This window comes from Nocardia sp. NPDC058114, assembly GCF_042884695.1.
In the GTDB taxonomy this organism is placed as follows: domain Bacteria; phylum Actinomycetota; class Actinomycetes; order Mycobacteriales; family Mycobacteriaceae; genus Nocardia.
This window is the reverse complement of the sequence record NZ_JBHVTK010000004.1, coordinates 90,600-114,723: the sequence shown is the minus strand read 5'-3', so window position 1 is coordinate 114,723 and position 24,124 is coordinate 90,600. Positions and strand designations below refer to the sequence as shown.

At 68.2% G+C, this 24,124-nt stretch carries 18 protein-coding genes; 9 read left to right on the top strand and 9 right to left on the bottom strand.

Going from position 1 to position 24,124, the window contains the following annotated elements; all coding sequences use genetic code 11:
- Nucleotides 1–128 precede the first annotated feature (128 nt).
- Nucleotides 129–3,668 carry a protein kinase gene (locus ACFVVI_RS16650; RefSeq protein ID WP_387445936.1) on the top strand — a complete coding sequence of 1,180 codons (3,540 nt, stop codon included), beginning with the start codon at nucleotides 129–131 and terminating at the stop codon, nucleotides 3,666–3,668.
- 34 nt (nucleotides 3,669–3,702) lie between these two features.
- Here the strand turns inward: ACFVVI_RS16650 and ACFVVI_RS16645 are convergent, their stop codons facing one another.
- Both ACFVVI_RS16645 and ACFVVI_RS16640 read right to left on the bottom strand, forming a co-directional pair.
- Nucleotides 3,703–5,019, bottom strand: a complete 1,317-nt coding sequence (locus ACFVVI_RS16645) for a class I SAM-dependent methyltransferase (protein ID WP_378994398.1) — start codon at nucleotides 5,017–5,019, stop codon at nucleotides 3,703–3,705.
- Nucleotides 5,016–6,458 carry an FAD-binding oxidoreductase gene (locus ACFVVI_RS16640; protein WP_387446170.1) on the bottom strand — a complete coding sequence of 481 codons (1,443 nt, stop codon included), beginning with the start codon at nucleotides 6,456–6,458 and terminating at the stop codon, nucleotides 5,016–5,018. Before ACFVVI_RS16640 ends, ACFVVI_RS16645 begins: the two co-directional genes overlap by 4 nt.
- Before the next feature lie 177 nt (nucleotides 6,459–6,635).
- Between ACFVVI_RS16640 and ACFVVI_RS16635 the strand changes: the two genes are divergently transcribed.
- On the top strand, nucleotides 6,636–7,070 hold the full coding sequence (locus ACFVVI_RS16635; protein WP_056822013.1) for an SRPBCC family protein: 435 nt from the start codon (nucleotides 6,636–6,638) through the stop codon (nucleotides 7,068–7,070).
- 14 nt (nucleotides 7,071–7,084) lie between these two features.
- On the opposite strand, the gene ACFVVI_RS16630 is transcribed toward ACFVVI_RS16635, so the two are convergent.
- The 3 genes from ACFVVI_RS16630 to ACFVVI_RS16620 are packed head-to-tail and all read right to left on the bottom strand — an operon-like array spanning nucleotide 7,085 to nucleotide 8,883.
- Entirely contained in the window at nucleotides 7,085–7,435 is a 351-nt protein-coding gene (locus tag ACFVVI_RS16630) for a VOC family protein (protein WP_378994395.1), read from the bottom strand.
- Nucleotides 7,435–8,262 carry a MerR family transcriptional regulator gene (locus tag ACFVVI_RS16625; protein ID WP_378994393.1) on the bottom strand — a complete coding sequence of 276 codons (828 nt, stop codon included), beginning with the start codon at nucleotides 8,260–8,262 and terminating at the stop codon, nucleotides 7,435–7,437. Before ACFVVI_RS16625 ends, ACFVVI_RS16630 begins: the two co-directional genes overlap by 1 nt.
- A gap of 45 nt (nucleotides 8,263–8,307) precedes the next feature.
- Nucleotides 8,308–8,883: a hypothetical protein gene (locus tag ACFVVI_RS16620; protein ID WP_378994391.1), complete on the bottom strand. Its 576-nt coding sequence runs from the start codon at nucleotides 8,881–8,883 to the stop codon at nucleotides 8,308–8,310.
- Nucleotides 8,884–9,183: 300 nt separating this feature from the next.
- On the opposite strand from ACFVVI_RS16620, the gene ACFVVI_RS16615 reads away from it, so the two are divergent.
- Entirely contained in the window at nucleotides 9,184–9,501 is a 318-nt protein-coding gene (locus ACFVVI_RS16615) for a YbaB/EbfC family nucleoid-associated protein (protein ID WP_378994502.1), read from the top strand.
- On the top strand, nucleotides 9,501–10,109 hold the full coding sequence (gene recR, locus ACFVVI_RS16610) for a recombination mediator RecR (RefSeq protein WP_056822003.1): 609 nt from the start codon (nucleotides 9,501–9,503) through the stop codon (nucleotides 10,107–10,109). The genes ACFVVI_RS16615 and recR overlap by 1 nt, the downstream gene beginning before the upstream one ends.
- A 47-nt stretch (nucleotides 10,110–10,156) precedes the next feature.
- Here recR and ACFVVI_RS16605 read toward each other — a convergent pair whose 3' ends face one another.
- Nucleotides 10,157–10,798 carry a hypothetical protein gene (locus ACFVVI_RS16605; protein ID WP_378638622.1) on the bottom strand — a complete coding sequence of 214 codons (642 nt, stop codon included), beginning with the start codon at nucleotides 10,796–10,798 and terminating at the stop codon, nucleotides 10,157–10,159.
- Nucleotides 10,799–10,946: 148 nt separating this feature from the next.
- Here ACFVVI_RS16605 and ACFVVI_RS16600 point away from each other — a divergent pair, with 148 nt between their 5' ends.
- The 5 genes from ACFVVI_RS16600 to ACFVVI_RS16580 all read left to right on the top strand — a co-directional run bounded on the left by ACFVVI_RS16600 (nucleotide 10,947) and on the right by ACFVVI_RS16580 (nucleotide 21,360).
- Nucleotides 10,947–15,059: a transglutaminase family protein gene (locus ACFVVI_RS16600; RefSeq protein WP_387445935.1), complete on the top strand. Its 4,113-nt coding sequence runs from the start codon at nucleotides 10,947–10,949 to the stop codon at nucleotides 15,057–15,059.
- Nucleotides 15,060–15,276: 217 nt separating this feature from the next.
- A complete protein-coding gene (locus tag ACFVVI_RS16595) occupies nucleotides 15,277–18,405 on the top strand; it encodes a circularly permuted type 2 ATP-grasp protein (protein WP_387445934.1) in 3,129 nt (1,042 codons plus the stop codon).
- The gene (locus tag ACFVVI_RS16590; RefSeq protein ID WP_379312832.1) at nucleotides 18,402–19,298 is read left to right on the top strand and encodes a transglutaminase N-terminal domain-containing protein; all 897 of its coding nucleotides are present in this window, start codon (nucleotides 18,402–18,404) and stop codon (nucleotides 19,296–19,298) included. The genes ACFVVI_RS16595 and ACFVVI_RS16590 overlap by 4 nt, the downstream gene beginning before the upstream one ends.
- Before the next feature lie 3 nt (nucleotides 19,299–19,301).
- Entirely contained in the window at nucleotides 19,302–20,369 is a 1,068-nt protein-coding gene (locus ACFVVI_RS16585) for a putative zinc-binding metallopeptidase (protein ID WP_378994383.1), read from the top strand.
- Between the two features lie 118 nt (nucleotides 20,370–20,487).
- Complete coding sequence (locus ACFVVI_RS16580) at nucleotides 20,488–21,360, top strand: bile acid:sodium symporter family protein (protein ID WP_378994381.1); 873 nt, start codon at nucleotides 20,488–20,490, stop codon at nucleotides 21,358–21,360.
- A gap of 1 nt (nucleotide 21,361) precedes the next feature.
- Here the strand turns inward: ACFVVI_RS16580 and ACFVVI_RS16575 are convergent, their stop codons facing one another.
- From ACFVVI_RS16575 to ACFVVI_RS16565, 3 genes are read right to left on the bottom strand one after another with little or no spacing between them, the layout of a single operon-like run.
- Nucleotides 21,362–22,153 carry an ABC transporter ATP-binding protein gene (locus ACFVVI_RS16575; RefSeq protein ID WP_387445933.1) on the bottom strand — a complete coding sequence of 264 codons (792 nt, stop codon included), beginning with the start codon at nucleotides 22,151–22,153 and terminating at the stop codon, nucleotides 21,362–21,364.
- Nucleotides 22,150–23,208, bottom strand: coding sequence for an ABC transporter substrate-binding protein (locus ACFVVI_RS16570; RefSeq protein ID WP_387445932.1), 1,059 nt, complete (start codon nucleotides 23,206–23,208; stop codon nucleotides 22,150–22,152). Before ACFVVI_RS16570 ends, ACFVVI_RS16575 begins: the two co-directional genes overlap by 4 nt.
- Entirely contained in the window at nucleotides 23,205–24,071 is an 867-nt protein-coding gene (locus ACFVVI_RS16565; RefSeq protein ID WP_387446168.1) for an ABC transporter permease, read from the bottom strand. Before ACFVVI_RS16565 ends, ACFVVI_RS16570 begins: the two co-directional genes overlap by 4 nt.
- Nucleotides 24,072–24,124: the final 53 nt, after the last annotated feature.

The following is a 24,124-nucleotide window of genomic DNA, read 5'->3' as shown; positions in this document are numbered from 1 at the left end:
CCGCCACAGCGTCGAATCTCCACCCGATAGACGCCGGATCGCGCTAGCTTGGATATGTGCGGTGATGTCGGTGACCTCCCCGCATGCCGACCGAAACGCCGGTGACGCCGATGGTGAGAGGTGGTCACATGGATCCGGAGCAGACGCGTATGCGGCGCGGCCTGGCCGAGGCGGCGCCGGTGGGGCTCAATACGCAGCGGACGGTGGCGCCGGGAGTGCCCGACGAGGCCGTGATCGCGGAACTCGATGCCATGGGCCTCACGGGGGCCAAGGAGATCGGACGCGGCGGATTCGGCGTGGTGTACCGCGCATTGCAGCCGGCGCTGGATCGCGTGGTCGCGGTGAAGGTGCTGTCCTCGGAGATCGATGTGGAGAGCCGGGAACGGTTCCTGCGCGAGGAACAGGCGATGGGCAGGCTGTCCGGACATCCGAATATCGTCGACATCCTGCAGGTCGACGTGACCGCGACCGGGCTGCCGCTGATCGTGATGCCCTACGCCTCGCGCGGCTCACTCGAACGCCTCATCCACGATCGTGGCCCGCTGACCTGGTCGGATACGCTGCGCGCCGGGGTGAAGCTGGCCGCGGCGATCGAATCGGCGCATCGGGCGGGCATCCTGCACCGGGATGTGAAACCGGCGAACGTGCTGATCAGCGGGTACGGCGAACCGCAACTCACCGATTTCGGCATCGCCCGCATCCCCGGCGGATTCCAGACGTCGAGCAGCTTGATCACCGGATCGCCCGCGTTCACCGCGCCGGAATTGCTCAAGGGCAGTGAACCGACCGTGCGGTCTGATGTCTACGGTCTCGGCGCGACCCTGTTCGCCCTGCTGACCGGCCATGCCGCGTTCGAACGCCAGGCGGGGGAGAAGGTGGTCGCGCAATTCCTGCGCATCACCACCCAGCATGTTCCCGACCTGCGCGCCCAGGACATCCCCGGCGACGTGGCGGAAGTGATCGAACGGGCCATGTCCCCCGAGCCCGCCGACCGCCCGGCCTCGGCCTACGAGTTCGGCGAACTGCTCCGCGAAGTGCAGCGCGCGCACGGCCAGATGCCAGACGAAATGGCATTGCTCGACTCCGAGGAGACCACCGACGACGCCCCGGAGGTCCTGAAGTCGGTCACCGGCCGCCGCAGCTGGCCGCTGACCCTGCAGGCCGCAGGCGCCTCGGTGCCCATGCCGGGTTCGACGACCGGCACGTTTCCGCCGACCGCCGCCACCAAATTCCGCCCACCCACGCCCGCGCGCGAACCCTTCCCGCGCCAGCGCCTGCTCGACGTGCTGCGTGCGGGCGGCGAGCGCCGACTCGCCCTGATCCACGCGCCCGCCGGTTTCGGCAAGAGCACCATCGCCACGCAGTGGCGCGCCGACCTGGCCACCCGCGACATTCCGGTGGCGTGGCTGGGCGTCGACCAGGACGACGACAGCGAGATCTGGTTCCTCGCCCACCTCATCGAGGCCATCCGCCGGGTGCGCCCCGATGTCGGCGCGGGTCTCGAGCAGGTGCTGGAGGAGCGGCCCGCCGACGCGGTCGCCTATGTGATCGCCACCCTGATCGACGAGATCCACGCGAGCGGGCGCCCGGTGGTCGTCGTGGTGGACGACTGGCACCGGGTGCGCGATCCCGGCGTGCAACGCGCGATGGCGACCCTGCTCGACAACGGCTGCCACCACGTGCGGTTCGTCATCACCAGCCGCGATCAGTCCGGCCTGCCGATCAGCAGGTTGCGGGTGCGCGACGAACTGGTGGAGCTGGACGCGGCCACGCTGCGGCTCACCGAATCGGAGACCCGGCAGATCCTGGTGGAGCGCAACGGTTTCGCGCTCACCGACGAGCAGGTCGAACAGATCCACCTCGCGACCGACGGCTGGCCCGCCGCGATCCAGCTGGTGAGCCTCACATTGCGCGACAAGGCCGATCCGGCCCAGTTGCTCGCCTCGCTCGCCGAGGGCGGGCACGGGATGCGCGAGTATCTGGCCGAGAACGTGCTCGACGCGCTGGCGCCCGAGCAGCTGGAGTTCCTGATGGCGATCTCGGTGGTCGAGCGGGTGAACGGGTCGCTGGCCGGGGTGCTCGCCGATGTCTCCGATGGTGCGGCGATGCTGGAGCAGGCCGAGCAGCGTGAGCTCTTCCTGCATCGGATCCAGCACGATCCGGAGTGGTACCGCATGCAACCGCTGTTCGCCGAGCATCTGCGCGCCCGCCTCGACCGTGAACATCCAGGACGTTCGAAAGCGCTGCACCGCAAGGCCGCTCGCTGGTACGCCGAGCATCAACTGCTGCGCAAGTCGGTGGATCACGCGCTGGCCGCGACCGATCTCAAACTCGCCGCCGACCTGCTCGAGAGCGGGGGCATGGACCTGATCGACGGATCCCGGCTCGCCACCCTGCTCGGCACCGTCTCGAAACTACCTGTGCAGCAGGTGACCTCACGGTCGAAGCTCTTGATGGCGGTGGCCAGGGCGAATATGAACATGCAGCAGACGGGGACCGCCCGCAACGCGCTCGGCCGGCTCTCGAATCTGCTGGCCCGCAGCTCACCCGGCGAACCGGAACTGACCGAACAGCGATGTGTGGCAACGGTGCTGGACGCTGCCGACCGGGTAGCCCACGATGACATCGCCGAGGTAGCCGACAGTCTGGTACCCATTCTGGACGAACCCGGCGACCTGCCCGCCTGGACGGTGTCGACCGCCGCGAATCTGATGTCGTTCGTTCGGCTGTGCGAGTTCGACTTCAGCGCGGTGACCGAGCTCCAGGATTGGGCCGCCGACTATCACACCCAGTCGAAGGACCCACTCGGTCCGGTATTCGGGCTGTGCGCGCTGGGCGACGCCGCCTACGAGCAACTCGACATCGCCTCTGCTACCACCTCTTTCGAGCAGGCATACGAAGCCGCGCGCACCAAGTCGGGGCCGCGCTCGGACGCCGCACGGATCGCGGCCGCCCTGCTCGGCGAAGTGGCCTATCGCCGTGGCGATCTGGCGCTGGCCGATCGGCTCCTCGACGAGAGCCACGAGCTGGTCACCCGGGTCGGTCCCGTCGACTTCCTGATCGCGACCTTCGTGGTCGGTGCCAGGGTGAAGGCGGCTCTCGGCGATCAGTACACCGCCTCGGCCCGCCTCGACGAAGGCGCGCGAGTGGCCGCGGAGAACGGCTTGGCTCGCCTGGACGCGCATGTGCGGGCCGAGCGGGCCAGGCTCGGATTCCCCACCGGCGAAGACACCTTCGTCCCCGACAGCTCCGGTAACGGCGCACGGCGCAAGAAGGGCGCCGCCGCGCTGATCACCGAGGCGCGGGCCATCGCCGACATTCGGCGGCTACTGGCCGAACAGCGCCTGCGTGCCGATGATCGCGCGGCCCGCCATGCGCGGGTGATCTACGCGAAAACACTCGAACAGGGCCGTCCCCGGGCGGAATTGGACGCGACCCTGCTGCTCGCGGAGTGTCTCGCGTCGGCGGGATGGGTCGGGGAGGCGACCGGGCTGGTGCTTCCGGTCCTGCGCACCTGCGCCGAACTGGGCTGGACCAGACCGCTGCTGGACGCGGGGCCGGGGGTCGTCGGCCTGCTCCACGTACTGCGCACGCAATCCCATGACGGGCAGGATCATCCGATCCTGCGCGCCCTGCCCGGTCACTTCCTCGACGAATTACTGGTCTGATCGCGGCCCGGTGGCCCGGGCCGCGATCAGCGACCTACGGCTGCCACCACGGGCGCAACGGGACGTCCCAGGCGCCGTTCGCGTCGAGCTTCACGCCGAGCACATGGTGCAGCTGGATCACGTTGCGCTGGAAGCCGAGTCGGCATCCCGCCATGTACAGGCCCCACACCTTCGCGGTGCCCTCGCCGACCTCGGCGACGGCCGCGTCCCAATTGGCGACCAGGTTCTTGCACCACTCGTGCAGCGTCAGCGCGTAGTGCTCGCGCAGATTCTCCTCGTGCAGCACCTCGAGGCCGACGTTCTGGATATCGGAGATGATGCGTCCGGAGCCGATCAGCTCCCCGTCGGGGAACACGTAGCGGTCGATGAAATCGCCCGCCTTGGTGGTGCGGGTGTTGTCGTGGCGGGTGATGCAGTGATTGAGGAACAGGCCGCCCACCCGCAGCTTGTCCTTGATGTAGCCGAAGTAGAACGGGTAGTTGTGCACACCGATGTGCTCGGTGAGGCCGATCGAGGAGACCGCGTCGAATTCGCCCTCGGGGATGTCGCGGTAGTCGCTGTGCCGGACCTCGGCGAGCTCGCTGAGACCTTCCTCGGCGATCTTCTGCTGTGCCCAGGCGGCCTGTTCGGCCGACAGCGTCGCCCCGATCACCTTCACGCCACGGCGCGCCGCATAGCGGACCATGCCGCCCCAGCCACAGCCGATGTCGAGCAGCCGGTCGCCTTCCTTCAGGCGCAGCTTGTCGAAGATCAGCCGGTACTTGTTCTCCTGTGCCTGCTCGAGCGTCCAGTCCTCGTCGCCGTACACCGCACAGGTGTAGGTCATCGACGGGCCGAGGACGTACTCGTAGAACTTGTTGGAGACGTCGTAGTGGTGGTGGATCGCCTCGGCATCGCGAGTCTTGGAGTGGCGTAAGCCTTCCAGCGCGATCCGGCGCCAGCGCGGCAGCGTTTCCTGCGGCGGGGGCGCGATCGGCTTGAGCCGCTCCCAGCCCAGCGAGCGCGCGATGGTGACCAGCGACAATGCCGAAGGACGATGGAACTTCATGTCCTGCATGGCCTTCAAGATGTCGTACGGGTCGCCGGGATGCACTCCCTCGGCGATCATGTCGCCGGCGATATAGGCCCGCGCCATGCCGAGGTCGCCGGGGGCGCCTGCCAGGTAGTTGATGCCGCGTGGGGTCTTGATCTCGAGCGCGTAGGGCGCGTCCTCCGGGCCGGTCGCGCTGCCGTCGTAGGCGGTCAGGCGGACGGGGATTTCGCCGTCTACGAGGCTCTCGACGACCTCGGCGATGTTGAGCCGGGTGCCCAGCTCGGCCAATACCTCGGATCGGTCCTTGAATGTCGTCACTTGCGTTGCACCGCCTTCGAATACAGATTCAGCAGTCGTTGGTCCGGGTCGTAACGGGTCTTCAGTTCGGTGTAGGTGTCGCCGCCGTAGAGCTCGGCGAACTCGGCCTCGTCGTAGTAGGAGTCCGAGTAGAGCGACTTGTGTCCGTCGAACGCGGACACGATCTTCTCGATGGCGCGGTTGGCCGCCCCTTCCGGTTGACCTCGCTCTGTCGGCACCGCCGACCAGAATCCGACATTGACGTAGGTGCGCTGTGGCTCGAGCGGATACAGCGGCCACGGACGCGCACCGTCCGTCGCCGGCGCGTCGTCGAGCGCACGCAAGCGCAATGGGCACAACCAGATCGGCTCGATGGGTATTTCCCGCAGGAACCATTCGACGAAGTCGGCGGTGTGCTGGACCGGCACCTCGATGTCCTGTACGACGCGTTCCTGCGGCGGGTTGCCCTTGCGGGCCTGCCTGCGGTCGTCGATGTGGTACTTGCGATCGAGCGCGACCAGTTTCCAGTAGAAACTGCTGCGGCGGCGCGACTTCGGCCAGAGCCTGCGGATCTTCGGGTTCTGCGCGCCGAACGCGCGCGAGCACCAGAACCAGTCGGTGTCCCAGCGCCACAGGTAATCGTGGATGGTCAGCCGGTCCCGGATCACGCCGTCGGGGTGCTGCAGGGAGCGGTAGAAGATGTCCATTCCGGTGTAGTCGCTGACCGGGCCGGGCTCGTCGGTCTGGCGACCCAGGGTCAGGTAGCTCTCGTTCGCGCTGAACACCACGCCGTCGATGTAGTCGACAGCTTCGTCCTGGAAGCGGCGTTCGACCACGATCCGATCGAGTTCGGCTTCCAGTTCGCGCAGGTCGTGGAATCGCACGTGGCGTAATTCCACGAACGGCAGGACGGGTTCGAGTTCGATCTTCAGCCGGACGGAGTATCCGAGAGTGCCGTAGGAGTTGGGGAAGCCGTGGAACAGGTCGGCGTGCTCGCCGGTCGGCGTCGCGGTGACGATCTCCCCGGCCCCGGTCAAAATGTCCATTTCCAGCACGGATTCGTGGGGTAGCCCGTTGCGGAACGAGGTGGATTCGATGCCGAGACCGGTCACCGCTCCGCCCAGGGTGATGGTCTTGAGCTGGGGCACCACCAGCGGCGCCAGCCCGTAGGGGAGGGTGGCCGCCACCAGGTCCTCATAGGTGGTCATGCCCGCGACGTCGGCCGTGCGGGCCTGCGGATCTACCGCGATCACCTGCCCGAGGCCGGACACGTCGAGACCGGGCGCGGTGGGTGCCGCCCTGGCCCGGAACAAGTTCGATGTCTTCTTCGCCAGCCGGACGACGGCGCCGGGGGGGATGGCGCGATAGCTTGCCAGCAGTCGCTCCACTCCCGCTCGATGCGCGGCATATCCGGACTCGCGTGTGGCCGGTTCGTGACCAGCCCTACCCAAAAGACTCACTGCCACCCTTTGACGCTAGTACGACCGTGTCCGCCGGGCCACCGGATACTTGCGCGCCGCGACAAAATGTCACGCACATGTTCCCGCAGCGCCCGAACCTGGTCGGGTGAAGCGGTCGGGGACAGGGCAGGATGTAACCCGGTCGAGATATCGCCACACCCCAGCAAGGAGTCAACAGTGGGACAGGTCAGCGCCAGCAGTTCGATCGTCGTCGCCGCGGATCCGCAGCGCACGCTCGCCGCGATCGGCGACTACGAGACGATCCGGCCGCGCATTCTTTCCTCGCACTACCGCGACTACAAGGTTGTCGAGGGCGGCAACGGCGCGGGCACCGTGGTGGAGTGGACGCTGCAGGCCACCGAGAAGCGCTCACGCAACGTGCGCGCGACCGTGACGGTGGCCGATTCGGTTCTCACCGAGCGCGACGCCAACTCCACCATGGTCAACACCTGGACCGTCACCCCCGACGGCACCGGCTCGAAGGTCACCGTCGAGACCACCTGGAAGGGTGCGGGCGGCATCTCGGGCATCTTCGAGGGCATCTTCGCCCCGCTCGGCCTGAAGAAGATCCAGGCCGAGGTGCTGGGCAACCTCTCGCGCGAACTGGCCTGAGCTCAGTTCACGGGTCAGTCCTTGCCGATGTCGAAGAGGTTTCCTTCGGGGTCGGCGAGGGTGGTCCACTGGAGGCCGTACTCGTCGAAGTCGCCGATGTGCTTGCCGCCCAGGCTGACTGCGCGTTCGATGTAGTCGGCCCACTCGGCTGTGTGGAAATCCAGATGGACCACGTTCTTGCCAGGTGTCTTGTCGGGAACCTGGATGAACATCAGGATCGGGGCGAGACCGGCGGATCTGCCGACGGTGGCGAAGAACTGCGAGGCCTCCGGGTCGACGGGTACGTCGAGCAGTTGCGCGTAGAACTCGGCCTGGGCCGTGGCGTTGTGGCAGTCCATGGTGATGTTCGCCAGGGCGATGGTCATCAGATTTCTCCTTCGGTGATCGGCCAGCACACTTCGGTGCGGTAGTCGGCCGGGTTATCGGTGATGTCCGGTCCCACGAGGTAGCGCTCGCGGACCGGCTCGTCGGGCAGTGCGGCGCCGTGCTCGGCGACGTGGCTGCCGAGGGCGCCATAGGTGCGGTCGAAGTCTTCGAACGGGCCGTCGTGCACCGCCACGGCGAAGTGGCGGGCGGGAAAGTCGACGATGGCGAGGCCGCGGGTGGGGATGAACTCGGCCCCGGGCGGCAGCGGCACGTACGCGGTGACCTCGCCGTTGGCCTCGGTGAAGAACTCGGTCGAATACGTCGCGCCCGCAACGCCTCCCGGATCGACACCGGACTCCAGCAGGATCATGTACAGCTGCTCGAACGCCGTGCCGCACCAGTCGGCGATGTCGGTGCGCTCGACCTGTTCGGTGACCGTGAGCGCCGTGAACGCGGGCTCGATCCGGTAGTCGACCTCGATCGGCAGCGGGGGCGTGGTGAGCAGGGCGCGCAGCGAGACCACCACCTCACGGGTGCGTTGCAGCGCCGCCTCCATCCTGGTGAGGTGCGCCCGCAGGGTGGTGTCACGCTCGGCGGGATCCGCGGTGGCGAGCACGGTGCGGATCTCCGGGAGCGGCATGTCCAGGTCGCGCAGGCGGCGGATCAGATGCGCCCGCTCCACCTGGTCGGTGGAATAGCGGCGGTAGCCGGTGCCCGCGTCCACCGCGGCGGGCTCGAGTAGCTCGATCTCGTGGTAGTACCGCAGCGTCTTGACGCTCAGATGGGTGAGGCGGGCGAACTCGCCGATCGCCACGGTTGCTGTCATGAAGTCCAGGGAACACCCTCCAGCGGGTGGAGGGTCAAGAACCGATCAGGCGGGCGTCAGCACGAAGGCGGCGAGCAGCGGCCACGAGCCCTCGCGCCACCACGAATAGCCGAACCAGACGCCGGGGGTGACCTCGCGGATCTCGTCGTAGACCTGCGGGGTGGGTGACGGCGCGTAGTTCAGCGCCCAGGTGGGGGCGCCGTCGAGGATCGACGGTGCGCGATAGACATCGGCGGGAAATGCCTCGATCCCGGCCCCGGTGACCCGGTTGGTCAGTGTGCCGCCGTCGGGCCCGGTGCGGAACACCTTGCCGATCCACAGCGACTCGGCGGCCCCCCTGAACTGCTGCGGGCGTGTCACCCACCCGTTGGTGAGGCCCACCGGCACCGCGCCCGCCTGCGAGTCCCGGTAGATCTGGTCCTGCTGGGTGACACTGCACCGGAAACGCAACGAATCAACGGTCGCCGCCCGATTGCCGGAATCAAGAACGCAGCCGTTGCCGTAGTCGTTGATCCCGGTCCCGGAATCGGCCGATACGGCGGCGGGTGCGAGAAGAAGCAGGCTGGAGAACGATACGCCCAAGGCCATCATCGAAGCCAGGCGCGCACGGGACACATTCATCGGATCTCCTAGAGATTGCTGAATCATTGCCCTACCTAGGCTGATCGTATGCGCGAATCGTCTGCGGAACCATCGTTTCAGTGACCGTTTCCCACGACTAAACTGGCAACCGCACGCGGCCATGCCCCGCACCCGACGTATCCCACGGTTTTCGGCCGCCTCGCACCCGAGGGGCGAGACGGAAACGCCGAAGGCGCAGTATCGTCCCTCGGGTGCGAGGCCCCCAGGGCCGAAAACCCCGCGGCGCCAGCCGCCAAAAAACACAGGAGTGTTGTGCAACCCGGTGATGGTCAGTTCGATATGCAGGCACTGCTCGCCCAGGCTCAGCAGATGCAGCAGGCAGTGATGCAGGCGCAGGCCGAGCTCGCCGAGACCGAGGTGGCGGGTCAGGCCGGCGGCGGTCTGGTGCAGGCCAAAATCAAGGTCAGCGGCGAGGTGATCGCGCTGACGATCGACCCGAAGGTGGTCGATCCGGAGGATGTCGACGGACTGCAGGACCTGGTGATCGGTGCGATCAACGACGCGATGGCCAATGCGCAGCAGCTCGCGGCCGAGCGCCTCGGCCCGCTGTCGCAGGGTCTCGGCGGCGGCTCGATGCCCGGTCTGCCCGACTTCTGATGTATGAGGGGCCGGTTCAGGATCTGATCGACGAGCTGGGCAAACTGCCCGGCGTGGGTCCGAAGAGCGCACAGCGCATCGCTTTTCATCTGCTGCAGGTGGAGCCGCCGGATATCGACCGGCTGCAAGCCGCTCTCCAGAAGGTGCGCGACGGCGTCCAGTTCTGTGTGTCGTGCGGCACCGTCGCCGATGGCGAGCTGTGCCGGATCTGTGCCGACCCACGCCGCGACCGCACGATGATCTGTGTGGTCGAGGAACCCAAGGATGTGCAGGCGATCGAGCGCACCCGCGAGTTCCGTGGTCGCTACCACGTGCTCGGTGGTGCGCTCGATCCGCTCAGCGGCGTCGGGCCGGATCAGCTGCGGATCAGGGAACTGCTCACCCGCATCGGCAATCAGGAGGACGGCATCGATGTGAGCGAGGTGATCATCGCGACCGACCCGAATACCGAGGGCGAGGCGACGGCCACCTATCTCGTGCGGATGCTGCGCGATTTCCCCGGGCTCACCGTCACCCGGTTGGCCTCCGGGCTGCCGATGGGCGGCGACCTGGAATTCGCCGACGAATTGACCCTCGGACGGGCACTGTCCGGCAGGCGGACGCTGTAGGACGGATGGCGGCGCGGTGGTCGCCGCCGGTCACGTCCGTACCGGGATCAGAGCTCGACGCGGGTCCAGGCGACGCCGTCGGTGGTGGCGGGCTTGCCGTTGGCCCACTCCCAGATGATGCGGGCGACCTGCGCCGGGTCGTCGAGGGTCGTGCCGAAATGCCGGTCGGGGCCGCCGTCGCGATATTCGAGGGTGTAGGGCCCGTTCGGGTCGCGATAGGTCTGGATGTAGCGCTGTTCGCCCTGCTCGACGATGAGATACGGGTTGGGCGCGGCGAGCCCGGCCACCCAGTGGTGGGCCAATTCCTCGGTGAGATAGGGGAATTCGCCCGCGCCACCGTGCGTGACGTTGATCGGAATGTGGCCCGCCGGGTCGATGAGCCAGGTCAGCTGCGGATCGTAGACGGCGTAGCCGCGCGGGGTGGCGAGGTCGAAGAGCAGATTGCGGACGAAGCCGATGGCGTCGTACGGCGAGGGGATGTAGAGCGTGTCGCCGCTGGGACCGCCGACGGATTCGACGCTGAGGAACGAGTCGTCCACCGGCAGTTCGGCGTTGCGCGCGTTCAGTTCGGCCGCGATCTCGGCGATCGATGCGGACTCGGTCACGCCTTCCTGGGCGGCCAGGTACGCGTCGATCTCGTCGACAGAGCTGGCGACGCCGGACGGCAGGAGGATGTGGTCGTAGCTCACCCGGCCAGCCTACGGGGAGCGGAGTCGGCGGTAATCGATGTGGTCCCTGCCCCGCGCTATTACCAGCGTGTTTCGAAAGGGGGGCCGGTCGGGAAACTCAGGTTTCGTCGACCCGCGCGGTGTCGGGGGTGTGTGGTCCACTTGTTGGATGGGCATCAAGGTGTCACTCGAGCACCGCACGGCATACTCCTTCGATCGTCTCGTCGAGGTGCATCCGCATGAAGTGCGGTTGCGCCCCGCGCCGCACTCGCGGACGCCGATCGAGGCGTATTCGCTCGAGGTGTCGCCGGCCGAGCACTTCGTCAACTGGCAGCAGGACGCGTTCGGCAATTTCGTTGCGCGCCTGGTGTTTCCGAATCCGACCAAGGAGTTGTCGATCACCGTGGGGTTGATCGCCGACCTCGAGGTGGTCAACCCGTTCGACTTCTTCATCGAGGATTACGCGGAGTTCTTCCCGTTCGAGTACGACACCGCACTCGCCGAGGATCTCGCGCCCTATCTGCGGCGCGTCGACGAGGCGGAGCCGGGCAGCGGCCCCGGCGAGTTGTTGCGGGAGTGGGCGCGGGTACACCGGCCGCAGGGCCGGACCCGTGCCATCGACTACCTCGTGGAACTCAACTACGCGCTGCGCAATTCGGTCGACTACACCGTGCGCATGGAGGCGGGTGTGCAGACACCCGATCACACCTTGCGCACCGCGCTCGGGTCCTGCCGCGACTCGGCCTGGCTGCTGGTCGGCGTGCTGCGTGAGCTGGGGCTGGCCGCCCGCTTCGTCTCCGGCTACCTGGTCCAGCTCACCTCCGACGTGCCCTCGCTGGACGGCCCGTCGGGCCCGACCGCCGACTTCACCGACCTGCACGCCTGGACCGAGGTGTATCTGCCCGGCGCGGGCTGGGTCGGCATGGATCCCACCTCCGGACTGTTCGCGGGCGAGGGCCACATCCCACTCGCGGCCACCCCGCATCCCGGCGCCGCCGCCCCGATCACCGGGGCGACCGGGATCACCGAGGCCACCCTCGACTTCAGCAATGTGGTTCGGCGTATCCACGAGGATCCGCGAGTCACGCTGCCCTATACCGATTCCCAGTGGGACCGCATCGTCGCCTCCGGCGCCGCGATCGACGCGCGGATGGCCGCGGCCGATGTGGGCCTCACCATGGGCGGCGAGCCCACCTTCGTCTCCATCGACGACCAGATGAGCGCCCAGTGGACCACCGACGCAGACGGCAGACACAAACGTGAGCGCGCCGTCGACCTGGCCGACAGGCTCCGCGCGATCTACGCGCCGACCGGCATCGTGCAGTATCGCCAGGGCAAGTGGTATCCCGGAGAACCGTTGCCCCGCTGGGAGATTGCGATCGCGTGGCGGCCCGATGGCGAGCCGGTCTGGCAGCGCCAGGACCTGCTCACCGACCCGTGGACACCGATTTCGCAGCACACGCCGGTGAAGCCGGTCGCCGAGACCGGCGGGCACTCGAACGGCTACGCCTCGGCCGGTGCCGAGGTCGCGACCGCTGTTGTCGCGCTGGGCCTGGCGGACGAGTCCGGCGTGAACGCGGCCGATGACGTGCCGGGGCCGGTCGACGCGGTGTCGGTGCTCGATGCGCAGCTACCCCCCGTTGGCCCGGTCGACATGGTCGCGGTCTTCGACGCGCGCCGTCGGGTCGGCGGTGACGAACTCGCTGCCGCCGTCGTCGCGCTGGGGCTCGCCGACGATGACGATGTCCGGCGCGACAGCGAGCCGGTCGGTATCGACGTGGTCGACGAGGCCGATCTCGCGGAAGCCGCGGAACCTGCTCTCGAGGCCGTGGACCTGGAGGTGGTGGAGTTCGACGACGGACCGGCGCTGATCGACGAGCCTGTCGAGTTCGTCGCCGCCGAGCACCGCCGGGCCGCGGAGAGTCAGCAGGCCAGCGCTGAAGCCGGCGGTTCCGTTCGCCCCGCGAAGAGGGCCGAGGAGCCGAAGAGGGCCGAGGAGTCGACGAAGGTCGAGGAGCCGACGAAGGAAGCCGCGGAGTCGGTCAAGGCTGCCGAGAAGGCCGAGGACCCACTGCGAAAAGTGCTGCGGAAGAGCAAACTTCGCGGGAAGAAGGGCAAGGCGAGTGCGCCGCAGTCGGCCTACCCACCCATCCAGCTCGCCCGTTCGCAGCCGATCAACTCGGCCGCCGGAGTGATCCCCGACCGGGCGCCCGCTGCCGATATCGGCGCGGCCAAGGCGCTGATCGCTGAGATCGCGGGCACCCTGGGGTTGCCCGATGGACAGGTGCGGCCCGCGTTCGAGGATCCGCTGGCGCGGTTGGCGGCGACCGTGAGTGCGCCGTACGGCGATCCGCCGCCCGCCGACATCGACCCGGCCGAGGACTCGCCCGAGGTGCGGCGGGTACTGCTCGAGAGCCTGGAGGAGTCGGTCGATCAGCCGTCGGCGTATGTGCTGCCGATTCATCGACGGGCCGACGGCGCGGGCTGGGCCAGTGCCGACTGGCAGCTGCGTCGCGGGCGTGCCGAGGGCGGCCGGGGCCGGATCGTGTTGGCCGATGGTGATTCGCCTGCCGGACTTCGCCTTCCGATCGGGTCGGTGTCCTGGCACGCGCCGCCGATCCTGCCCGACAGCGACCCGCTCTATCAGAAACCGCTGCGCGCGGAACGGGCCGAGCCGCCCGCCGCGGTGGAGCCCGCCGATTTCACCCCGACGACCGCGCTGGTCGCCGAGGTCAGACAGGGGCGGCTGCACGTGTTCCTGCCGCCGGTCGCCGAGCTCGACGACTTCCTCGATCTGATCGCCAAGGTCGAGGCGGCCGCGGTGGCGATCGGCCAGCCCGTGGTGCTGGAGGGCTACGCCCCGCCGAGTGATGCACGGCTACAGACGTTTTCGGTGACGCCCGACCCGGGCGTGATCGAGGTGAACATCATGCCCACCAGCTCGTTCGCCGAGCAGGCCGAGGTGCTGAACACCCTCTACGAGCAGGCCAGGTTCGCCCGGCTGAGCACCGAGTCGTTCGACGTGGACGGCACGCACGGCGGCACCGGCGGCGGCAACCACATCACCCTCGGCGGGGTCACCCCGGCGCGTTCGCCGATGCTGCGCCGCCCCGACCTGCTGGTCTCCATGCTCACCTACTGGCAGCGTCATCCCGCGCTGTCGTACCTGTTCGCGGGTCGTTTCGTCGGCCCGACCTCGCAGGCGCCCCGCGCGGACGAGGGTCGCGAAGGCGCGCTCTACGAACTCGAGATCGCCTTCGCCGAGGTCGCCAGGCTCACCGCCGAGCAAGCCCACGGGCCGACGCCGTCCGAGATCCAGTCGGCCCCTTGGCATATCGATCGCGCACTGCGCCATCTGCTCACCGATCTCACCGGCAACACCCACCGTGCCGAGTTCTGCATCGACAAGCTGTACAGCCCCGACTCCGCGCGCGGCCGTCTCGGGTTGCTCGAACTGCGCGGCTTCGAGATGCCGCCGCATTTCCAGATGGCGATGGTGCAATCGCTGCTGGTGCGTGGCCTGGTCGCGATGTTCTGGGACAAGCCGCTGCGCGCACCGCTGATCCGGCACGGGTCCAACCTGCACGGCCGCTATCTGCTGCCGCACTTCCTGATGAACGACATCGCCGAAGTGGCCGCCGACCTGCGCGCGGCGGGCGTCGACTTCGACACGGCCTGGCTCGACCCCTTCACCGAATTCCGCTTCCCCCGTATCGGCACCGCCATGATCGGTGAGGCGGAGCTGGAACTGCGCGGGGCGATCGAACCCTGGCTCACCCTCGGTGAACAGACCACCGGCCAGGGCACCGCTCGCTACGTGGACTCCTCGGTGGAACGGTTGCAGGTGCGACTGGTCGGCGCCGACCGCGGCCGCTACGTCCTCACCTGCAACGGCATGCCGGTTCCGCTGCTGGCCACCGACAAATCCGATGTGCAGGTGGCGGGCGTGCGCTACCGCGCCTGGCAGCCGCCGAACTCCCTGCACCCCTCGATCACCGTCGACGCCCCCCTGGTGTTCGACCTGATAGACGTCGCGACGGGCATCTCCCGTGGCGGCTGCACCTACCACGTCGTGCACCCCGGCGGCCGCGCCTACGACGACGCCCCTGTCAACGCCGTCGCCGCCCAATCGCGCCGTAACCGCCGTTTCGAGGCCGCCGGTCATACGGTGAACCCGATCGATCCCGCCGAACTCCGTGCGAAGATCGCGGCACAGTCGACCGATGTGGGAGCACCAGGCATCCTGGACCTACGCCGCGCGCGAACAGTGTGGGGCCAGTAGGAAAGGGGAGGCCCGGCGCGCCACAGAACGCCGGGGCGACCAGCACACCGATCTGGTCACCAGTCGATGGAAGTCACCGGCTTTGGGTTTTGCGGCCGTCCCGATTCTGGACTGACGGAGGGAGGGAGCGCAGCGACTGACCGGAGGAGGGAAGAATCGGGACAATCGGGGCCGCAAAACCCCGCGGCGCCAGCCGCAAATAGACACAGGAGGCTCGGTGGCTCAGCGCGATGAAGCGCAACGGGGCGGGAATCGGCCGGGATCGGGCGTTCGCGCTCAGGTTGCCGAGCAGTTCGCGCGGTATCGGGCTGACAGTTCGGCGGGGGCGCGCTTCGACGAGTGCGGCAGGCCGACCAGGGGCTATTACGACGAGTTGGTCGACGGTCGTGGGCGGGTGCGGTCGATGTGGTCGGAGCTGTCGGCCGACTTCATCGACCAGGGGATCGGCGGGATCGACCGGATCGATCACCGGGTGCGCAGGCAGATCGAGGACGACGGTGTCACCTACACCGAGGTCGGCCTGGGCGGCGACGACGACACCGCGATACCGCAACCGTGGCGGCTGGACCCGATTCCGCTGCTGGTGTCCGCCGAGGACTGGACCCGCCTCGAAACCGGTCTCGTGCAGCGCTCGCTGGTACTCGATGAGGTGCTCACCGACGTCTACGGCCCGCGCAGGCTGCTGAGTTCGGGCCTGTTGCCGCCGGAGGTGGTGTTCGGCAATACCGGGTATGTGCGGGCCGCGCACGGCATCACGATCCCCGGCACCCACCAGCTCTTTCTGCACGCCTGCGACATCAGCCGGTGGAGTGACGGGCAGTTCCGGGTTCTCGCCGACTGGGCGCAGGCACCTTCGGGCGCCGGGTACGCGCTGGCCGACCGTCGTGTGGTGGCTTCGGCCATTCCCGAGGCTTTCGAGCACGCGGGACCGCGTCCACTCAGCCCGTTCGCGCGGGCCATGCGGTTGATGCTCGAGGAGGCGGCGCCCGAACTGGCCGATGGGGAAGAGCCGGTCGTCGTCGTACTCAGCCCGGGTTCGCATTCCGAAACCGCCTTCGACCAGGCTTATCTCGCGCAGATGCTCGGGTTCCCGCTGGTGGAGAGTTCCGATCTGGTGGTGCGCGACGGTGCGCTGTGGATGCGCTCGCTCGGCAGCTTGGAACGGGTCGACGTGGTGTTGCGGCGGGTGGACGCCGAGTTCTCCGACCCGCTGGATCTGCGCCCCGATTCGCGGCTCGGCGTGGTCGGGTTGGTCGAGGTGCTGCGTCGCGGTGCGGTGACGGTGGTGAACACCCTCGGTAGCGGGTTGCTGGAATCGCCCGCGCTGAGCCCGTTCCTGCCGCGCATCGCCCGCTCGGTGCTCGGCGAGGATCTGCTGCTCGATGCGACCCCCACCTACTGGGGTGGCGACGACACCGAGCGCGCGCACTTGGTGTCGCACGTCGGTGACCTGGTGATCCGCTCCGCTGTCGACGGCTCGACGATCTTCGGACCGAGCCTGTCGGCGGCCGAGCGCGCCGATCTCGCCGCCCGGATCGAGGTCGAGCGATGGAAGTGGGTGGGGCAGGAGCCCGCCGAGTTCTCGGTCGCGCCCGCGGTCGACGGCCCGGCGGGGCTGGCGCCGGCACCGGTGGGCATGCGATTGTTCTCGCTGGCCAGGCGGGGCAGCTATACGGCGATGTCGGGAGGCCTGGGTCAGCAGCGCATGCGGCTCGAACCGACCCGCAGCGTGATCAAAGTGGCCGCGAAGGACGTGTGGGTCCGCGCGGCTCCGGCCGCCGTGCCCGCGGCGAGTTCCGAAGCGCCGCACGAGGAGCGGTTGCGCAGGGCGGTGCCGGTCGTCGAGGCGATCAGCTCGCCGCGCGTGCTCAACGACCTGTTCTGGATGGGCCGCTACAGCGAACGCGCCGAGTCGGTGGTCCGCCTGCTCGCCGCCACCCATGACGTCTATCAGGACTATCGCTACCGACCATGGCTCGATGGCGCCGAAGCCTTGCCGATCCTCATGCGTGCCCTGTCGATCACCACGGGCACCGTCGCTCCACAGTCGGTGCTGCCCAACGGAATCGGTCAGCTGGTGGCCGTGCGATCCGGCGATGTCGCAACCGAAGATCCGAACCCCGATGCTGGGCACCGTGATTCGGTAGGCGCCGAAGCGCCTGACCCGTTGGCGACGCGGTCATCGCGGTCCTCGGTCAGCGAAGATGCAGGAACGGAGGCGGTGGAGCACGACGCGCCCGCTGAACCGAAGGCATCACAGTCGGCGGGGCAGAGCCGGTCCGCTGGTCGGGATCAGCCCACAGCGGACGAGCCCGAACCCGATTCCGAGGCAGAGGCGCCGTGGGAGCGGGCGGGCACCAGTGCGCTGGCCCGCGCGCTGCGCACCACCGGTGTCACGCCCGAACGTGGTTCGGAGCCGGTGCCGGCCCCCGAGCCCGAGCCGGTGCTCGCTCGGTCGCGACAGGCGCAGGGCCAGTTCACCCACCGAGCCATGGATTCCAGTGGTCAGGACGGTGTGGCCGCGCGCCGTGCGGTGGCCGGAGCTTCGGCTGAGGGATTCGGGTACCTGGCCTCGTTGACCGGTGATCGTGAGCTGGCCGGGTCGCTGTCGTACGCGGTGGATCACTACGGATCCGCCGCGCGAGCGGTGCGCGATCAATTGTCCGGTGACACCTGGATGATCATCGGCGCCGTCGACCGCGCACTGGCCGAATTCCGCAGCGCCAGTACCGAACAGGAGACGGCGTTGTCGTCGGTGCATTCGCTGGCGCTGGCAGCGTTGCTATCGCTGTCGGGGATCGGCGCGGAGTCGCTGGTGCGCGACACCGGCTGGTACGTCATGGATATCGGTAAACGGATCGAGCGCGGGCTGGCGGTGACGTCGCTGATCAATGCCGCACTGGGGCGACGGAGTTCGGCCGAAGTGCAAGGGGTGGTCGCGGAGGCGGTGCTCACCGCCACCGAGTCGGCGGTGAGTTACCGTCGCCGCCATCGTGGTTCGGCGCACGTGGCCGCGCTCGCGGGACTGCTGCTGTTCGACCCGGGCAACCCGCGGTCGCTGATCTATCAGCTCGACCGTCTCGAGGCCGACTTCCAGGCGCTGCCCGGTGGTTCCGGCGCCTCGCGTTCGCAGCGCCTGCTCGCCGACGCCCAGCGCATGCTGCGCCGCGTCGACCCGGCCGACCTGGAACACACCGACGACGACGGCGTGCGCACCGAACTGGTGGAACTGCTGGAGGGGGTGCACTTGCGACTGCGCAAGCTGGCCGAATCGTTCGAGGCCACCAAACTCACCGTCCCGCTGGGTATTCAGCCGCTCTGGGGCAATACCAGGATGGTCGGATGACCCGGCGATACATGGTGGTGCACCGCACCACCTACAGCTACTCCGACGAGGTGACCAGCTCCTACGGTCGCGCGTATCTCACCCCGCGCGAATATCCGGGTCAGCGCCTGCTCGAGCACGAGATCTACATCGACCCGGTGCCCTCGGACCGCTCGGTGGGCACCGACGTCTACGGCAACACCACGACGTATTTCCACGTGACCTCCGAGCATCGCAACCTCGAGGTCACCGGCGAGTCCCTCATCGATGTCGACGGCGAAGACCCGGCGGCGCTGCCGGGTGCCGACATGCCTTGGGAGTCGGCGCGTCCTACGTCTGCCACCGGCCCGCTGGCCGTCGAGTTCACCCTCGATCTGCTCCCGCCCGAGATCACCCCCGACGTCGTCGCGTACGCCGTGGAGAGTTTTCCGCCGGGCAGGCCGCTGCTCGAAGCCGTGACCGAGCTGAACACGCGCATCCACCACGACTTCCAGTACCGTTCCGGGTCCACGACGGTGAGCACCAGCGTGGCCGACGTGTTCGCCGCCCGCGAAGGCGTATGCCAGGACTTCGCCCGAATCGGCGCGGCGTGCCTGCGCGCGCAGGGCCTGGCCGCACGCTACGTCTCCGGCTATCTCGCCACCGACCCGCCGCCGGGCAAGGAACGCATGGTCGGCGTCGACGCCACGCACGCGTGGGCCGCGGTCTGGCTGCCCGGCGCCGACGACACCGATCGCACCGGCCGCTGGATCGCCTTCGACCCCACCAACGACCAGTTCGCCGACGAGCGGTACGTGACCGTGGCGTGGGGTCGCGATTACCAGGACGTTCCGCCGCTGCGTGGCATCATCTACACCGACGCGAAGCAGTCCACAATCAAGGTATCGGTCGATGTGGCCCCGGTGGAGGTGTAGTCCGTGCGTGATTTCGTCTGTCCGAACTGTGGCCAGCAGCTGGCTTTCGAGAACTCTGTCTGCCTGTCGTGCCGCAGCGCACTGGGTTTCAGCCTGGGGGAACGGGCGCTGGTGGTGATCGGTGACCCGCCGAGCGACGAGGCGATCGACCACGTGGCCGGCGTCGTCGACAGCGATCGCTTCCGCCTGTGCGACAACCTGCATGTGGCGCAGTGCAATTGGCTGGTCGACGGTGACGCGTCCGGTCCCGGCCTGTGCGTGTCGTGCAAGCTCACCAGGACCAGGCCCAACGACACCGACACCGACGGCCTCGCCGCGTTCGCCGAGGCCGAGACGGCCAAACGGCGACTGATCTTCGAGCTGGTCGAGCTCGGGCTGCCGATCGTCGGCCGCGACGAGGATCCCGAACACGGGCTGGCCTTCGATCTGCTGTCCAGCCGGACCGACGGCGTGCTCACCGGCCATATGGACGGCGTGGTCACCCTCGACCTGGCCGAGGCCGACGACCCGCACCGCGAGCAGTTGCGCATCGAGATGGCCGAGCCGTACCGCACGTTGCTCGGCCACTTCCGGCACGAGACCGGGCACTACTACTTCTCCGTGCTCGTCGCCGACGACGCTGCCCTGCAACGCTTTCGCGACCTGTTCGGCGATCCCTTCGCCGACTACCAGGCGGCGCTGGACCGCCACTATTCCCAGGGTGCGCCCAGCGGCTGGAAACGCGACCACGTCTCCTCCTACGCCACGATGCACGCCGCCGAGGACTGGGCCGAGACCTTCGCCCACTACCTGCACATCCGCGACACCCTCGACACGGCGGCCGCTTTCGGACTCGCCCCGGCGGGCGCGACGCTGGACCGCCCACAGATCGGCCGCGCCGGGTTCGACAAGATCATCGAGCTCTGGCTGCCGCTGACCTGGTCGCTGAACATGGTCAACCGCTCGATGGGCCGCGACGACCTGTACCCCTTCGTGTTGCCGGAGCGGGTGCTGGAGAAGATGCGCTTCGTCCACGATCTGTGCACCGGCAGTCATGCCGCCGCTCCGGAGGCTGTCGTCTCGACGGGGTAATACCTTGTCGATTTCGCTGCGACGAACGTCACAGCTGGCTACGCTGCGAGATTGAGACCGGAGCGTCTCAATCCGGTCGGTACCTCGACCCGGACTGCTCGACGAGAAGTGTGTGGCTATGAACTCTCCACTGGTATCAGTCGGTCTGCCGTTGGCGCTGGCGGTGATCATGTTCGGCCTCGGGCTCTCGCTCACCGGCGCCGACTTCGCCCGCATCGCGAAGACGCCGCGCATCGTCGCCATCGCGCTGGTCTGCCAATTGCTGGTGCTACCGGTGGTCGCGTTCGGCCTGGTGCTGCTGTTCGACCTGACGCCGATTCTGGCGGTCGGCATGATGCTGCTCGCCGCCTCGCCCGGCGGGACGACAGCGAACCTGTTCAGCCACCTCTTCCGTGGTGACGTGGCGCTGAATGTGTCGCTGACCGCGGTCAATTCGATCATCGCGGTCGTCACCGTGCCGCTGGTGACCAACTTCGCCATCGGTTACTTCGAGCCGAGCGGCGAGGACGGTTCCGTCGGTTTGCAGCTGAGCAAGGTGATCCAGGTGTTCGCCATCGTGCTGGTTCCGGTCGGCCTCGGCATGCTGGTGCGCCGTTGGTCGGCGGAGTTCGCGGACCGGATGGACAAGCCGGTCCGCATCGGGTCGGCGATCACCTTGCTGCTGGTGATCGTCGGCACCATCGTCAGCGAGCGGGAGACCCTGACCGACTCGCTCGCCGACGTCGGCGCCATCACCGTCGTGTTCTGCCTGATCAGCCTGTCGGTCGGCTACTACCTGCCGCGCCTGCTCGGCGTCGCCGACCGCCAGGCCATCGCCTGCTCGTTCGAGGTCGGTATCCACAACAGCACCATCGCCATCACCATCGCGATCAGCGTGCTCGACAGCACCGAGCTGGCCGTTCCCGCCGCGGTCTACGGCGTGCTGATGTTCCCGCTCGCCGCGCTCGTCGGCTGGCTCATCACCCGTCGGCAGGTGAGCGTCGCCGTCTAGATCAGGCGTGCGCCGCGTAGATGTGGCGAGCCAATTCGTCTCGGACGGCGCTGAACTCGGGGTCGGCACGGATCGTGGCGAAGTCGGCGCCCGCCTCGAAGGTGGGCGTGACGTCGTGCACGATCCGGCCGGGCTCGGTGCCCATCACCAGGATTCGGGTGCCGAGGAGGATGGCTTCCTCGATGCCGTGGGTGACGAACAGCACCGTCTTGCGGCGATCGCGCCACAGGGTGAGCAGTTCGCGCTGGAGTCGTTCCCTGGTCAACGCGTCGAGGGCGCCGAATGGCTCGTCCATGAGCACGATGCCGGGATCGTTGATCAGCACGCGGGCGATCTGCGCGCGCTGCTGCTGGCCGCCGGAGAGCTCGTAGGGCTTGCGGTCGCCGAGCTGGTCGAGTCCGACCAGCTCCAGCAGCCGCTGCGCGTCGGCCCGCCGCGTCTGCTTCGACACCCCACGGACTTTCGGACCGAACTCGACATTGCCGCGGACCGAGAGCCAGGGGTAGAGGTTGGCCTGCTGGAAGACCACGCCGCGGTCGGGATCGGGTCCATCGACCACTCGATCGCCGACCCGCACCGCACCCGAGGTCGGTGGGAGGAATCCGGCGAGGATGTTGAGCAGGGTGGACTTGCCGCAGCCGGAAGGGCCGATGACGCAGACGAATTCGCCGGGTTCGATGGTGAGGTCGGTCGGCGCGAGCACCACGACGTCGCCGTCGGGACCGGGGTAGCTCTTGCTCACCCCGGTCAACGTCACCCGCTCGGCATCGGCGGCCACCGGCCCCGTGGTCACGAGCCCGCGCCCGCCGCGGCAGTGGCGGAGATGCCGTCGCGGTACTGCTGATCGGTGCCGACCGCGGCGATGCCGCCCTGGCTCAACAGGAATCGCGCGGTACCGGCGAGGTCCGCGCCGAAGCCGCCACCCAGGTACTTCGCGCCTGCCTGCTCGGCGGCGGGCAGGTACTGGTAGCCCGCCAGCTGCGGAACGACCTTGTCGGGGGCGATACCGAGCTGCGCGCCGATCGACACCGCGGCCTCGGCCTGCTGGTTCTTCAGCTGACCGACGGCGTAGTCCTGCACCTTGGCCCAGGTCTTCGCGAACGCGGCGTTGTCGGCGAGGAATTTCTTGTCGGCGATCGCGACGTCGAAGGTCGGCGCACCGCCCGCCGCGGTCTCGGCACTACTGGTGAGCACCGTACCGCCCGCCGCGGTGAGCTTGGACAGCGTCGGGTCCCAGACCCAGGCGGCATCGATCTGATTGCCTTGCCACGCACCGGGAATCGCGTCGGGAGCGAGGTTGATCAGCTCCACCTTGCCGGTGAGACCGGCCTTGTCCAGCGCGGCGAGCAAGCTGTAGTGGGAGGTGGAGCCGAAGGGCGTGGCGACCTTCCTGCCCGCCAGCCCGGCCAAGCTGGTGATCGACTTGTCCCGCACGACAAGCGATTCCGAGGTGCCGATCACGTCGTGGATCCACACCACCTGCACGGGCAGGTTCAGCGGTGCGGACAGCGCCTTGGTCGCCGGGCTCGAACCGAGCGTGCCGATATCGAGTCCGCCCGCGCCGAAGGCCTGCACCACATCGGCGCCGGAGGAGAACTGGCTCCAGGTGATCTTCGCGTTCGGCAGGCACGCCTGCAGCAGGTTGCGGTCCTTCACCACCAGATCGCCGTTGGGGATGGCTTGGAAGCCGAGGCGAACGGTGCTGGTAACGCTCGGATCGGCGGCGAACGGGCAGCTCGCGGCCGCGCCGGTGTCCTCCCGCCCCGATTCCACGCAGCCCGCGGTGACAGCGACAACGGCGGAGAGTGCGGCCGAGGTCGCGACGACCCTGCGCAGTGCGGTTTTCATACTTTGCCTTTCCAGGGAACAGCTCGGGCGCCGATGAACACGATCACCGCGTCCAGCAGCATCGCCGCCACGCCGATCACGATGATGCAGGCGATGGTGAGCGGCGTATTCAGTTGCGTGCCCGCGATATACGCGAGTCCGCCGATGCCGGGGATGCCGTTGTTGAGTTCGGCGGCCACGACCGTGGTCCAGGCGAAAGCCGTCGCGATGCGGATACCGCTGATCACGTTGGGCAGGGTCGCGGGGAGTACGACGAGGGAAATGACCTGTGCGCGACCGGCGCCCAGTGAGCGCGCCGCGTTGAGGTAGTCCTGTTTCACGCCCAGTACGCCGTCGAGCGTCGCGATGACGATCGGCGGGAACGCGGCGAGGAACAGCAGCCAGATCTTGGCGGTGTCGCCGATGCCGAACCACACGATGAGCAGACCGATGTAACCCAGCGGCGGCAGGGCGCGCAGAAAGTTCAGGATCGGCTCGGTGACCCACCGCACCGGCGCGACCATCCCCATCACGAACCCGACCAGCGGCCCGACCACGATCGCCGCACCCACCCCGATCGCGATCCGCTGGAGGCTGGCCAGCAGGTGTTCCCACAGGTAGTAGTTCTGCTCGCCGACCACGAACCGATCCACGCCGTCGGCGATCCGATGCGTGGAATTGGCGCGCACGAAGGCATCCCACACCGCCTTCGGCGACGGCAGATACAGCGGGTCGACCAATCCGGCCGCCGTCACCACCGTCCAGCCGGCCAGCACGACGCCGAGCGCCACCACCGCGGCCAGCACCGAACCACCCCGCCGAGGTGCCTTCGCAGTGCTCGGTTTCGCACCGGCCGCTTCGTCGGCGTCCACGGTCGACACCACTGCGGTCACCTCGGCACTCCTCACCTCCGGTGCCGGGCGGATTCGTCCAGCAC

What these genes read in the sequence shown, in the direction of transcription:
- ACFVVI_RS16650 (WP_387445936.1), top strand. Translation starts at nt 129, where the DNA reads ATGGATCCGGAGCAGACGCGTATGCGGCGCGGCCTGGCCGAGGCGGCG.
- ACFVVI_RS16630 (WP_378994395.1), bottom strand. Translation starts at nt 7,435, where the DNA reads ATGACCATCGCCCTGGCGAACATCACCATGGACTGCCACAACGCCACG.
- ACFVVI_RS16625 (WP_378994393.1), bottom strand. Translation starts at nt 8,262, where the DNA reads ATGACAGCAACCGTGGCGATCGGCGAGTTCGCCCGCCTCACCCATCTG.
- ACFVVI_RS16620 (WP_378994391.1), bottom strand. Translation starts at nt 8,883, where the DNA reads ATGAATGTGTCCCGTGCGCGCCTGGCTTCGATGATGGCCTTGGGCGTA.
- ACFVVI_RS16615 (WP_378994502.1), top strand. Translation starts at nt 9,184, where the DNA reads ATGCAGGCACTGCTCGCCCAGGCTCAGCAGATGCAGCAGGCAGTGATG.
- recR (WP_056822003.1), top strand. Translation starts at nt 9,501, where the DNA reads ATGTATGAGGGGCCGGTTCAGGATCTGATCGACGAGCTGGGCAAACTG.
- ACFVVI_RS16600 (WP_387445935.1), top strand. Translation starts at nt 10,947, where the DNA reads ATGGGCATCAAGGTGTCACTCGAGCACCGCACGGCATACTCCTTCGAT.
- ACFVVI_RS16590 (WP_379312832.1), top strand. Translation starts at nt 18,402, where the DNA reads ATGACCCGGCGATACATGGTGGTGCACCGCACCACCTACAGCTACTCC.
- ACFVVI_RS16580 (WP_378994381.1), top strand. Translation starts at nt 20,488, where the DNA reads ATGAACTCTCCACTGGTATCAGTCGGTCTGCCGTTGGCGCTGGCGGTG.
- ACFVVI_RS16570 (WP_387445932.1), bottom strand. Translation starts at nt 23,208, where the DNA reads ATGAAAACCGCACTGCGCAGGGTCGTCGCGACCTCGGCCGCACTCTCC.